Raw genomic sequence first — 12,727 nt, forward strand, 5'->3', positions numbered from 1 at the left:
TGCTTCTTGTTATTTGCGGACCTTGAGGGCGAAGAGACCCTGCGGCCGCAGCATCAGGATTCCGACAACGGCAAGCAGCGTCAGCACCTTGGCCATCGAGCCCGACAGGAAGAACTCGAGGGTGGATTGGGTCTGCGAGATCGAGAAGGCCGATGCGATGGTGCCGAGCAGGCTTGCCGCGCCGCCGAACACGACCACCAGGAACGTATCGACGATGTAGAGCTGTCCGGAAGTCGGCCCGGTCGAGCCGATCATGGTGAAGGCACTCCCGGCGACACCGGCAATGCCGCAGCCGAGGCCGAACGTGTAGCGGTCCACCTTTTCGGTGTTGATGCCGACGGCACCGGCCATGATGCGGTTCTGCACAACGGCGCGCACCTGTCGACCCCAGCGCGATTTGTACATCACGTAGGCGACGCCGACGGTGATCAGGACGGTGAGGCACATCACGAAGACGCCGTTGATCGGCACTTCGATGCTGTCGGTGACGTGCAGCGAGCCGAGCATCCATTGCGGCAGCTCTACGCCGACCTCACGCGCGCCGAACACGGAGCGATAGGCCTGTTGCAGCATTAGGCTGAGGCCCCAGGTCGCAAGCAGCGTGTCGAGCGGGCGCTTGTAGAGATGCCGTATCAGCACCCATTCCACCAGCATCCCCAGCGCACCGGACGCGACAAAGGCCAGGATCATCGCGAGGAAGAAGTAGCCGCTGAACAAACTCGGCAAATAGGACTGGAAGAAATTCGAGGTCATCCAGGTGACGTAGGCCCCAAGGATCATGAACTCGCCATGGGCCATGTTGATGACGCCCATCTGGCCGAAGATGATCGCAAGACCGAGCGCCATCAGGACGTAGACGGAGAACAGGATCAGTCCTGCAAAGCCCTGCATGACGAAGATGGAGCCAAGGTCACCAAGCGAGTAGTCGCCGAACATCGATGTCCTCCGTCGGGAAAGGGTCCCGCGTCGCGAGCAGGTTCGCGACGCGGGGGTCTTGGGCGTGGGACTTGCGATCCACGCCAGGGAGACGCTTGATCTCGGGGGAAGCCGCGGCAGGCGCCGCGTCTTACTGGTAACCCCAGTCTTACTGGTAGCCCTTGGGGAACGGATCCGGCTCGACCAGATCGGCGGTCTCGTAGATCAGTTCGAACTGGCCATCGAGCTTGGCGCGTCCCACCCGGGTCTTCGACCAGAGGTGATGATTTTCGTGGATGCGCACATAGCCTTCCGGAGCGCCCTTGAACTCGATGCCCGGCGACGCCGCCGCGATCTTGTCGATGTCGAAGGAGCCCGCCTTCTCCACCGTCAACTTCCACAGCCACGGGCCAAGATAGGCAGCCTGGGTGACGTCTCCGATCACGGTTTTCTCGCCCCACATCTTCTTGAACGCCGGGACGAAGCTCTTGTTGTTCGGATTGTCGAGCGACTGGAAGTACTTCATGCAGGCATAGGCGCCCGCGATGTTCTCGCCGCCGATGCCGTCGATTTCGTCTTCGGTCACCGAGATCGTCAGCAGCGCCTGCTTGGAGAGGTCGATGCCGGCCGCCTTGAGCTGCTTGTAGAATGCGACGTTCGAGCCGCCGACGACGTCGGTGAAGATCACGTCGGGCTTGGTCAGCTTGATCTTGTTGATGACCGAATTGAACTGCGTATTGCCGAGCGGATAATATTCTTCGCCGACGACCTTGCCCTTCAGCACGTTCTCGACGTGCTTGCGCGCGATCTTGTTCGAGGTGCGCGGCCAGATGTAGTCGGACCCGATGAAGAAGAACGACTTCGCGCCCTTCTCCTTGGCGATCCAATTCAGGCCGGCGAGGATCTGCTGAGTGGCTTCCTGGCCGGTGTAGATCACGTTCTTCGACTGCTCGAGACCCTCATAGAAGGTCGGGTAATAGAGCATGCCGTTGTACTGCTCCATGACGGGCAGCACGGCCTTGCGGGACGCCGAGGTCCAGCAGCCCATGATCGCCGCGACCTTGTCGTTGACCAGCAGCTTCTTGGCCTTCTCGGCAAAGGTCGGCCAATCGCTGGCGCCGTCCTCCTGGATGAACTTGATCTTGCGCCCGAGCACGCCGCCCATGGCATTGATCTGCTCGATGGCGAGCTTTTCGGCTTCAATCGAGCCGGTCTCGGAGATGGCCATGGTGCCGGTCGCCGAATGCAGGATGCCGACCGTCACCTCGGTGTCGGTGACCGCGAGGCCCGTGGTATTGACCGCCGAGGTCGCCGGGGCCTGCGCAAAGGATGCTCGCGGCAGCATGGTGATGGCCGGGACGGCCGCCATTCCCATCAATAATTTGCGCCGGAGCGGCGATAACAGGCCCTTGTTCGCTTCGTCTGACATGAGCACCCCACTGTTGTTCGAGGACACGCGATTGGTGCCGTGAGGATGGCTCGAATTTGTGCACTGCAAGCATACGCAAGATCGCGTATACTGCACCGCAAAATGACGACGTAGGCTTTTGGTACGGGTTTTGCGAGGGGTCCGGTAAGTTCGGGAGTGGGAGTGGGGCTTAAGTGGCAGGGCGGCAGCGAATAGATCGCGTCAGGCGCCAGTACAACCAATGGGTCGCCAACCAGACGCTGGAAGACTACGCGCTGCGCTTCACCGCCAAGAGCGCGCGCCGTTGGTCCGCCGCTCGCGTAGCCAACACTGCACTCGGCGCCATCTCCTTTCTGGCGCTGGAGGCGATCGGCGGCACAATCACCCTGAACTACGGCGTCACAAACGCCACCGCAGCGATCCTCGTCGTCTCCACCATCATCTTCTGCTGCGGCGTTCCGATTGCCTATTATGCCGCCAAATGCGGCATCGACATTGACCTGCTCACCCGCGGCGCCGGCTTCGGCTATATCGGCTCGACCGTCACCTCGCTGATCTACGCCTCCTTCACCTTCATCTTCTTCGCGATCGAGGCGGTGATCCTGGCCACGGCGCTTGAGATGTGCTTCGGCATTCCCCGCCCGATCGGCTACCTCATCAGCGCGGTCGCGATCATCCCGCTTGTCACCTACGGCATCACGCTGATCAGCCGCTTCCAGCTTTGGACGCAGCCGATCTGGATCATCCTGCACATCCTGCCCTTTGCCGCGATCGCCTGGGCCAATCCTTACTCGTTCACGGAATGGCGCAAATTCGCCGGCGAGCACGGCGACCCCAGCGGACATTTCGATCTGCTGCTGTTCGGTGTCGCATCCTCCGTGGTGTTTTCGCTGGTGGCCCAGATCGGCGAACAGGTCGACTTCCTCAGGTTCCTGCCGCGCGACCGCCGCACCTCGCGAACGTCGTGGTGGACCGCCCTGCTGATCGCGGGCCCCGGCTGGATCATCTTCGGCGCGCTGAAACTGCTATTGGGCTCGTTTCTCGCCTTCTTCGCGCTGAGCCACGGTCTCTCCAGCGAGCTGGCCGCCGAGCCTGCGCACATGTATCTCGAAGCGTTTCGCTACGTGCTGTCGCAACCGGACATGGCCTTGGCACTCACCGGCGCGTTCGTGATCCTGTCGCAGCTCAAGATCAACGTCACCAACGCCTATGCAGGCTCAATCGCCTGGTCGAACTTCTTCTCGCGTCTGACGCATAGCCACCCCGGCCGGGTCGTCTGGCTGGTGTTCAACGTGATGGTGGCGCTGCTGCTGATGGAAATCGGCGTCTACAAGGCGCTGGAGCAGACGCTGGCGCTCTATTCCAATGTCGCGATCGCCTGGGTCGGCGCGCTGGTGTCCGATCTCGTGGTCAACAAGCCGCTCGGCCTGCGCCCGCCGCAGATGGAGTTCAAGCGCGCCCATCTCTACGACATCAATCCGGTCGGCGTCGGCGCGATGACGATCGCGACCATCGTCTCGATCGCGGCATTCTACGGCCTGTTCGGCTCGACCATGAAAGCGCTCGCGGCCTTTGTCGCGCTGACGGTCGCCTTCGTCACCGCACCCGTCATCGCCTGGCTCACCGACGGAAAATACTACATCGCGCGCAAGCCGAAGAGGAGCTGGGCCAATATCGAATCGATCCAGTGCTGCATCTGCGAGCACCATTTCGAGCCGGAGGACATGACCTCCTGTCCTGCCTATGCCGGCCCGATCTGCTCGCTATGCTGCTCGCTCGACGCGCGCTGCCATGACCTATGCAAACCGCATGCGCGCGCGCAGGTGCAATTCGCCGACGCGCTCGCCAGGATCTTGCCGCAGCCGATCTATCAGCGGATCAATTCGCAGTTCGGTCACTACATCGGTGTGTTCATGGTCTCGGCTGGCCTCGTCGCGCTGGTGTTGGGGCTGATCTACCTCCAGACCTCGGTCAGCGTGCCTGGCGAGAACATGCTCGTCTCCAACGTGCTCTGGAAGGTGTTCTTCTCACTCAGCATCATCATCGGCGTGGTGGCCTGGCTGTTCGTGCTGGCGCAGCAGAGCAGACGGGCCGCAGAGGCCGAGACCCGGCGCCAGACCACGCTGCTGATCCAGGAGATCGACGCACACAAGCGCACCGACGCCGAGCTCCAGCGCGCCAAGGAAATCGCCGAATCCGCCAACCTCGCCAAGAGCCGCTACGTGGTGGGCCTGAGCCACGAGCTGCGCTCGCCGCTCAATGCGATCAGCGGCTATGCCCAACTCCTGGAGCAGGACACGACGCTCAGCACCAAGCCGCGCGACCAGGTCCGCGTCGTCCGCCGCAGTGCCGATCACCTCTCCGGCCTGATCGACGGCATTCTGGACATCTCCAAGATCGAGGCGGGGCGGCTGTACCTGTCGCGCGACGAGGTGCGCCTGAGCGAATTCCTCGACCAGCTCGTCGGCATGTTCCGCCTTCAAGCCGCGGCCAAGAGCATCGACTTCGTGTTCAGGCGGCCGGCGCATTTGCCGGTCGTGGTCTATGCCGACGAGAAGCGGCTGCGCCAGGTGCTGATCAATCTGCTGTCCAACGCGATCAAGTTCACCCAGGCCGGCAGTGTGCAGTTCGTGGTGCACTATCGCAGCCCGGTCGCCGAGTTCGAGGTGATCGACACCGGCCCCGGCATCCAGGGCGACGATCTCGAACGCATCTTCGCACCTTTCGAACGCGGCGCGCTCGGTGTCTCGCAGCCGCAGACCGGGACCGGGCTGGGCCTGACCATCAGCCGGCTGCTCGCCGGCGTCATGGGCGGCGACATCAAGGTCTCGAGCACGGTCGGCAGCGGCAGCACGTTCAAGGTCAAGATGCTGCTCTCGGAAGTCACCAATCCGCAGCGCATTGCGCCGGTGGAGGCCCCGATCTCCGGCTATCACGGCACGCGCAAGACCATCCTCATTACCGACGACGATCCCGTGCATCGCGACCTCCTGCGCGAGGTGTTGACACCACTCGGCTTCATCCTGCTCAGCGCGCCGGACGGACCTGGCTGCCTGGCGCTGGCCCAACACTGCCGGCCCGATCTGTTTTTGCTCGATATCTCCATGCCTGGTATGGATGGCTGGACGGTCGCAGAGACGTTGCGTGCGAACGGCCACCATCAGGCGCGCATCCTGATGGTGTCCGCCAGCGCGCTCGAGGCCCACGGCGCACCGCTGGCGCAGCCTTTCCACGACGGCTATCTGATGAAGCCGATCGACATTCCCAGGCTTTTGGAAGGCATCCGCCAGCTTCTCAAGATCGAATGGCAATACGGCTCGGACGAGATCGCCGTGCCGCTATGGCGGCCGGAGAGCGGCTCGCGGCCGCCTGTACGACACATCGAGGCGCTGATCGGGCTCGGTCAGATCGGCTACGTCAAGGCTATCCAGTTGAAGCTGGACGAGATCGGCAGTGAGCACCCCGAACATGCCGACTTCGTCGCGGAAATGCGGTCGCTGATCGACCGCTTCGATCTCGACCAGTACATGGCCACATTGAAGACGTTGCATGCGTATGAGCACTGAGTCGAAAAAGCGCGACGTCGCGCTCGTTGTCGACGACTCCCCGGAGACGCTGCGGCTGCTCACCGACGCGCTCGACAGCGCCGGGATGACGGTAATGGTGGCGCTCGACGGCGCGGCCGCAATGCGCATCGTCGACCAGATCACGCCTGACATCGTGCTGCTCGACGCGGTGATGCCTGGCATGGACGGGTTCGAGACCTGCCGCCGCCTCAAGCGCGATGCGGGCCTTGCCAATGTCCCGGTGATATTCATGACGGGGCTCGCCGAGACCGAGCACATCGTGCGCGGGCTGGAAGCCGGCGGCGTCGACTACGTGACCAAGCCGATCGTGATCGAGGAGATGCTGGCGCGCATCCGCGTTCATCTCGGCAATGCGCGGCTGACGCAAAGCGCACGCGCCGCGCTTGACGTCTCCGGCCGATTCCTGTTCGCGGTCAACCGCCAGGGCAAATTGTTGTGGGCGACCCCGCAGGCGCAGAAGCTGCTGACGGACCACCACGGCGCGCAGGCCGACGACGACTTCGTCCTGCCAGTATCATTGCTGCAATGGCTGGAGCAGGCTAAGGGCAAGGGCAGCTCGAAATCTCAGGCGGCTTCCCTGCCCGACAATCCTCAGCTCCGGCTGTACTACATGGGCGAGACCGCGCCGAACGAGTTTCTGCTTCGGCTGTCCAGGGAGTCCGGCACCGCGCCGCCACCCGAATTCACCAGCGAGCTCGGCCTCACCACCCGCGAAGGCGAGGTGCTGGCCTGGCTCAGCAAGGGCAAGACCAACCGCGACATCGCGCAGATTTTGGGCTTGAGCCCGCGCACGGTCGACAAGCATCTCGAGCAGATCTACTCCAAGCTCGGGGTCGAGAACCGGACTGCGGCGGCGGCGATTGCAACGAATGCGACAAGAAGGAATTCCTGACGCCTCCACCGCCGTCGTCCTGGACAAGCGCAGCGAAGCGGAGCGCCGATCCAGGACCCATTACCACAGTACGTGGTTTGGCGACGATTCTTTATGACAAGCTCGCGCCGCAACTTCTCCCTGGGGTAATGGGTCCTGGCTTTCGCCAGGACGACGGAGAAGCTTGTAGCGACACCTGCCTCTCCTCACCCGTACACAAACTCCCCGCCATCCAGATCCGTCTTCGGGATCTCGTCCTTTTCGGTCCAGTAATCCTGGCTGTGCTGCCATTCCGGCTTGTCCCCGCGCTTGGGCAGCAGGTCCATGTTGCGCATCATGTAGCCGGGGTTGAAGTTTTCCGGATCGATCCAGGGCAGGATCGGCATGTTGTGGTCTTCGGCGCGTAACTTGACCTCGACCTTCTTCTTGCCTTTGGCCTTCATGTGACCGAGCAGGCGGCAGACGAAGTCGGCGACGAGGTCGACGCGCAGCGTCCAGCTGGCGCGGAAATAGCCGAACACCCAGACCATGTTCGGCACGCCCGTGAACATCATGCCGCGATAGGTGACGGTGTCGCCGAAGTCGAGCGGCTTGCCGTCGACCTCGAAGGCGATGTCGCCGAGCGCCGCGAGATTGAATCCGGTTGCGGTGACGATGATGTCGGCTTCGAGCAGCTTGCCGGATTTGAGCTGGATGCCGTTCTCGACGAAACACTCGATCTCGTCGGTGACGACGGACGCCTTGCCACTTGCGATGCCCTTGAACAGATCGGCATCGGGCACGAAGGCGATGCGCTGCCGCCACGGCCGATAGCTCGGAGTAAAATGGGTGTCGACATCGTACTCCGGACCGAGCACCGCGCTGATCTGGCCGATCAGCTCCTTCTTCACCTGCTCGGGCTTGGAGATGCAGAGTTTCGTGAAGGCGTCCTGCTCGAACAGGATCTTGCGGCGGACTATCTCGTGGATCCAGGCCTCGTCGACCTGCAGCCGGCGCAGCTCCTCCGCGATCTCGATGGCGTTGCGCCCGAGACGGAAATAGGTCGGCGAACGCTGCAGCATCGTGACATGCGCGCATTTGTCGGCGATGTTCGGCACCAGCGTCGCCGCCGTCGCGCCGGAGCCGATCACGACGACCTTCTTGTTCGCGAGGTCGATATCATCAGGCCAGGTCTGCGGATGAACGATGCGGCCCTTGAAGCGATCCGTACCCTTCCATTCCGGCGTATAGCCTTCCGAATGGCGGTAATAGCCCTGGCACATCCAGAGAAAATTCGCGGTGAAGGTCTTTGGCTCGCCAGTGTCGGTCGTCACCGCCTCGATGGTCCAGAGGTTCTGCTCGCTCGACCAGCTCGCGGAATTGATCTTGTGCTTGTAGCGGATATGTCGCGCGATATCGTTTTCATCGATCACCTCGTTCATATAGGCGAGGATTTCGTCGGCGGTCGCGATCGGCGGCCCGACCCAGGGCTTGAAGCTATAACCGAAGGTGTGGAGATCGCTGTCGGAGCGGATGCCGGGATAGCGATGCGTGGTCCACGTGCCGCCGAACGTCGCCTGCGTTTCCAGGATGACGAAGCTCGCATCCGGAAGCTGCCTGGTCATGTGATAGGCGCTACCGATGCCCGAGATACCGGCGCCGACGATCAGCACGTCGAAATGTTCAGAAGCCTGTTTGGCCGTGGCGTGACTGCGAACAGCGACATTCATTGTTGCTTCTATGCCTTGCTTGTTTTTGTGGCCGCCCTTGATTGGGCGGCGCGTTTCCTCCGCGACGGACGTGGTTGCCCATCGCGCTTCCGCTTCAAGATGACATAGATCAGGACGCGGTCAAATCACAGCGCCGCACCCCAGCTCCGCGCGGTCTGCAAGATCCAGTCGCGATAGAGCGTGAGCGGCGTGACACCGGTCAGCCCGCCGCAGCCGGCGGCTCCGTTCGGCCCCGTGGACCAACTGATGACGCCGACGAGCACGGATCCGGTCGCCTTGTCCTCGAACACGGGACCGCCGGAATCACCGGTGCAGGCGCCAATTCCGTCGCGAACACCGTTGGTTACGGGGTCGACCAGCCGGATCTGGAGCGTGCCGGGCTGCCCCGTCGCGACGAGGCCGGCAACACGCGTCGCGCCGCCACTCTTGCCGTCGCCACGCACTGTGACGCCGATACCGGCGATGACGAAGCGGCTGCCGACCTGGATCGGTATATTCGGCGTCCCGACCGGCACCGTCGATTTTCCCTTGAGTGGAATTTCCAGTTGCAGCAGCGCCAAGTCGGCGGTAGCGCGATGCGCCTGCATTGCCTGCATGTTGAAATTCGGATGGATCGCGACGGTGCGGACGTTCAGCAATTGCGGCTGCCCGTCGGTGCCGCGATCGACGATCTTGTAGTCCGCGCCTGGCTGCACGCAGTGGGCAACGGTGAGCACAAGCTTTGGCGCAACCAGGGTGCCGGTACAGAAATTGCCGCGGGAGCCGACGATGGTGACGACGGCGCGCGCGACACCATCGGCCTGCGGCGTGCCGCCACCAACGATGGCATAGGCGGGCGTGGCGAGCAGCAGCGCGGATGTAATGAGGGTTACGAGCTTTTTCATGGGAACACGCTTCGGTGTCGGCATCGTTGACGGCGGTGGGATTGCTTCGGACTGGCCCTTGCCGATAGCGCATGCTAGCGCTCTTGGAAAGGAACAGACGAGGGCGGGATCTTGACGATCGAGGCTGTGATCTTTGATTTTGGTGGCGTGCTGACGAGTTCGCCGTTCGAAGCGTTCACGCGGTTCGAGACAGAGCGTGGCCTGCCCATCGACATCATCCGGCGCACCAACGCCGCCAATCATCTGGAAAATGCCTGGGCCAAGTTCGAGCGCGCCGAGGTCGATATCGACACGTTCGATCATTTGTTCGCGACGGAGTCGCTGGCGCTCGGCGCGGAGGTGCGCGGCCGCGATGTGCTGCCGTTGCTCCAGGGCGATCTGCGCCCCGAGATGGTCGAAGCGCTGAAGCGCATCAAGGCGCAATTCAAGACCGGCTGCATTACCAACAATCTGCCGGCCAATGCGATCGGCAGCATGACCGGGCGCTCACTTTATGTCGCCGAGGTGATGGTGCTGTTCGACCATGTCATCGAGTCCGCCAAGATCGGCCTGCGCAAGCCCGACCCGCGCATTTATCAGCTGATGGTCGAGACGCTGAAGGTCGATCCGAACAATTGCGTCTATCTCGACGATCTCGGCGTCAATCTGAAGCCGGCACGCGAGATGGGCATGACGACGATCAAGGTGACCAGCGGCGCCCAGGCGATCGCCGAGCTCCAGGCCGCGACGGGATTGAAGCTGAGCTAGAGCATCATTCTCCGTCATTGCGAGCGCAGCGAAGCAATCCAGACTGCCGCCGCGGAACGATTCTGGATTGCTTCGCTGCGGTCGCAATGACGACTGTGGCGAGCTATCGCCGAACCAGACCTACTCGGCCGCGGCGGCGATCCGTTCCGGAAACGCGGCGGCAAGTGAAGCACGATCGGGCTTCAATACGCCGCGCTCAGTGATGAGGCCGGTGACGAGCCGCGCCGGGGTGACGTCGAAGGCATAGTTCGCGACCGGCGAGCCCTCCGGCACGATGCGCACCGTCTCAAGTCTTCCGTCCGCGGTGCGGCCGGTCATATCGGTGACTTCCGTGCCGCTGCGCTGCTCGATCGGGATGTCGCGGATGCCGTCATCGACGGCGAAATCGATCGTCGGCGACGGCAGCGCGACATAGAACGGCACGCCGTTATCATGCGCGGCCAGAGCCTTCAAATATGTACCGATCTTGTTGCAGACGTCGCCGTTGGCGGCAACGCGATCGGTGCCGACGATGGCGAGATCGACCATGCCGTGCTGCATCAGATGCCCGCCGGTGTTGTCGGGAATCACGGTATGCGCCACGCCGTGATGGCCGAGCTCCCAGGCCGTGAGCGAGGCGCCCTGGTTGCGCGGACGCGTCTCGTCGACCCAGACATGGATCTTGATGCCGCGCTCATGCGCGAGATAGATTGGCGCCGTCGCCGTGCCCCAGTCGACGGTCGCGAGCCATCCGGCATTGCAATGGGTCAGCAAATTGACGGTCTCGCCCGGCTTCTTCTTTGCGACGATCGCCTCGATGAGTTTCAGGCCGTTGCCGGCGATGCCACGGTTGATCTCGACGTCCTGCTCGACGATCTCGTCGGCGCGCGCATAGGCAGCTTCGGCGCGCTCCAGCGGATCGATCGGCGCGAGGCTCGCGCGCATCTCGTCCAGCGCCCATTTCAGATTGATCGCGGTCGGCCGCGCCACTACGAGCGTGTCGTAGGCACGCTTCAGGCCGGCGTCGGAGGCGTCCTCGCGCATCGCGAGCGCCATGCCGTAAGCTGCGGTCGCGCCGATCAGCGGCGCACCGCGCACCAGCATGTCGCGGATGGCGAGGGCCGCGTCCTCGCATGAGGTCAGCTTCGCAACAATGAACTCATGCGGCAGCCGGCGCTGGTCGATCGCTCCGACCGACCAGCCGTCGCGCTCACGCCAGATGCTGCGAAAATGCTTGCCGTCGACCTTCATGGCATTCTGCCTTTCGTATCACGTGCGCAGGATGCGCCCGGCCACCGCATCGAGCTTCTTCAAGAGCTCGGGATCGCGCGCCTCGGGCGCGGTGATCAGCGCGGTATCGAGCGCGCGGTCCGAGCCGATCGGGCACGGCTCATGCTCGCGCGGGAAGTCTTTCGCCAGCCGCGCCACCAGCGCTTTTGCCTTGTCGGCATTCGAGCTCAGAACGCGGATGATGTCCTGCACGGTGACGGCGTCGTGATCGGGATGCCAGCAATCGAAATCCGTCACCATCGCAACGGTGGCGTAGCAAAGTTCGGCCTCACGCGCGAGCTTCGCTTCGGGCATGTTGGTCATGCCGATCACGGAATAGCCCAGCGTCTTGTAGGTCGTGCTTTCCGCATAGGTCGAGAATTGCGGTCCCTCCATGCAGACATAGGTGCCGCCGCGCGCAAACGCGATGCCCTCGGCTTCGGCCGCCGTGGCAAGATGGATGCGCAGCCGCGGCGAGACCGGGTGCGCCATCGACACATGCGCGACGCATCCCCGGCCGAAGAACGAGCTCTCGCGCTTGTGGGTGCGATCGACGAACTGGTCGACGAGAACGAAGGTTCCCGGCGGCAGCTCCTCCCTGAACGAGCCACAGGCCGACAGCGAGATCAGGTCGGTGACGCCGGCGCGCTTGAGGACGTCGATATTGGCGCGATAATTGATGTCGGAGGGCGACAGCCGGTGGCCCTTGTCGTGGCGCGGCAGGAACACGATCGGCAGGCCGGCAATGGAGCCGCGCCGCAAGGGCGCCGACGACTCACCCCAGGGGCTGTTGATCACCTCTTCGCGAGCATCCTCCAGCCCCGGCAGATCGTAGATGCCGGAACCGCCGATGATGCCCAATACCGCCTGCGTCATGCTTGCTCCACCCCGTTCGCGCCTTGGCGATTCCGTGGAGAAGCTATGCCAGTTTTATGTGGGTTTTGGAACGGGTGATGGGGCGGAAGTGCCGTCAGGAGGACGCGCGCCAGCGCGCCTGACTAAGCCGCGGCCGCCGACTGCAGCTGAGCCGAGACCATGCGCTCCAGCGTCTCGACGGACTGGAAGTTCTCCGGTGTGATCTCGGCCTGGGGAATCGTGAAGTCGAACTCGGCTTCAACGCCGAGCATCAGATTGACCATGTCCATCGAGGTCAGGCCGACGTCAACGAGCTTGGCCTGCGACGTGACCTCGGCGGAGAGCGAGTTCTGCGCGAGGATGCCCTTCACCAGCTTGATGATGCGATTGCGCAAATCGGTATCGAAAGCCTGCATCGGTAAATTCCCATCTGTCGACAAAGGTCGGACCGGTTGCCGGCTACGATGGGCACGGCAGGCCGATCCCGCAATGGACACCACCAT

General features: G+C 63.0%; 10 protein-coding genes. 3 read left to right on the top strand and 7 right to left on the bottom strand.

What is annotated here, in order from left to right; translation table 11 throughout:
• Positions 1 to 9: 9 nt before the first annotated feature.
• Together urtB and urtA are read right to left on the bottom strand one after the other, a co-directional pair.
• The gene (gene urtB, locus GWG67_RS07910; RefSeq protein WP_211395282.1) at positions 10 to 936 is read right to left on the bottom strand and encodes an urea ABC transporter permease subunit UrtB; all 927 of its coding nucleotides are present in this window, start codon (positions 934 to 936) and stop codon (positions 10 to 12) included.
• Positions 937 to 1,084: 148 nt separating this feature from the next.
• Positions 1,085 to 2,344 (bottom strand): urea ABC transporter substrate-binding protein, encoded by a 1,260-nt coding sequence (gene urtA, locus GWG67_RS07915; protein WP_007615926.1) that lies wholly within the window; start codon positions 2,342 to 2,344, stop codon positions 1,085 to 1,087.
• 173 nt (positions 2,345 to 2,517) lie between these two features.
• Here urtA and GWG67_RS07920 point away from each other — a divergent pair, with 173 nt between their 5' ends.
• Together GWG67_RS07920 and GWG67_RS07925 are read left to right on the top strand one after the other, a co-directional pair.
• A complete protein-coding gene (locus tag GWG67_RS07920; protein WP_275168552.1) occupies positions 2,518 to 5,889 on the top strand; it encodes an ATP-binding protein in 3,372 nt (1,123 codons plus the stop codon).
• A complete protein-coding gene (locus GWG67_RS07925; protein ID WP_275168553.1) occupies positions 5,873 to 6,802 on the top strand; it encodes a response regulator in 930 nt (309 codons plus the stop codon). The genes GWG67_RS07920 and GWG67_RS07925 overlap by 17 nt, the downstream gene beginning before the upstream one ends.
• A gap of 185 nt (positions 6,803 to 6,987) precedes the next feature.
• Here GWG67_RS07925 and GWG67_RS07930 read toward each other — a convergent pair whose 3' ends face one another.
• Together GWG67_RS07930 and GWG67_RS07935 are read right to left on the bottom strand one after the other, a co-directional pair.
• Entirely contained in the window at positions 6,988 to 8,490 is a 1,503-nt protein-coding gene (locus tag GWG67_RS07930; protein WP_275168554.1) for an NAD(P)/FAD-dependent oxidoreductase, read from the bottom strand.
• 125 nt (positions 8,491 to 8,615) lie between these two features.
• On the bottom strand, positions 8,616 to 9,374 hold the full coding sequence (locus GWG67_RS07935) for a trypsin-like serine protease (RefSeq protein ID WP_275168555.1): 759 nt from the start codon (positions 9,372 to 9,374) through the stop codon (positions 8,616 to 8,618).
• Between the two features lie 111 nt (positions 9,375 to 9,485).
• Between GWG67_RS07935 and GWG67_RS07940 the strand changes: the two genes are divergently transcribed.
• On the top strand, positions 9,486 to 10,121 hold the full coding sequence (locus GWG67_RS07940; protein WP_275168556.1) for an HAD-IA family hydrolase: 636 nt from the start codon (positions 9,486 to 9,488) through the stop codon (positions 10,119 to 10,121).
• Positions 10,122 to 10,241: 120 nt separating this feature from the next.
• Here GWG67_RS07940 and mtnA read toward each other — a convergent pair whose 3' ends face one another.
• The 3 genes from mtnA to GWG67_RS07955 all read right to left on the bottom strand — a co-directional run bounded on the left by mtnA (position 10,242) and on the right by GWG67_RS07955 (position 12,640).
• Positions 10,242 to 11,351, bottom strand: a complete 1,110-nt coding sequence (gene mtnA / locus GWG67_RS07945) for an S-methyl-5-thioribose-1-phosphate isomerase (protein ID WP_275168558.1) — start codon at positions 11,349 to 11,351, stop codon at positions 10,242 to 10,244.
• 18 nt (positions 11,352 to 11,369) lie between these two features.
• Positions 11,370 to 12,245, bottom strand: coding sequence for an S-methyl-5'-thioadenosine phosphorylase (locus GWG67_RS07950; protein WP_275168560.1), 876 nt, complete (start codon positions 12,243 to 12,245; stop codon positions 11,370 to 11,372).
• Positions 12,246 to 12,367: 122 nt separating this feature from the next.
• Positions 12,368 to 12,640, bottom strand: coding sequence for a phosphopantetheine-binding protein (locus GWG67_RS07955; RefSeq protein WP_275168561.1), 273 nt, complete (start codon positions 12,638 to 12,640; stop codon positions 12,368 to 12,370).
• Positions 12,641 to 12,727: the final 87 nt, after the last annotated feature.

The sequence above is a fragment of the Bradyrhizobium sp. CSS354 genome (genome assembly GCF_029051725.1).
GTDB lineage: Bacteria > Pseudomonadota > Alphaproteobacteria > Rhizobiales > Xanthobacteraceae > Bradyrhizobium.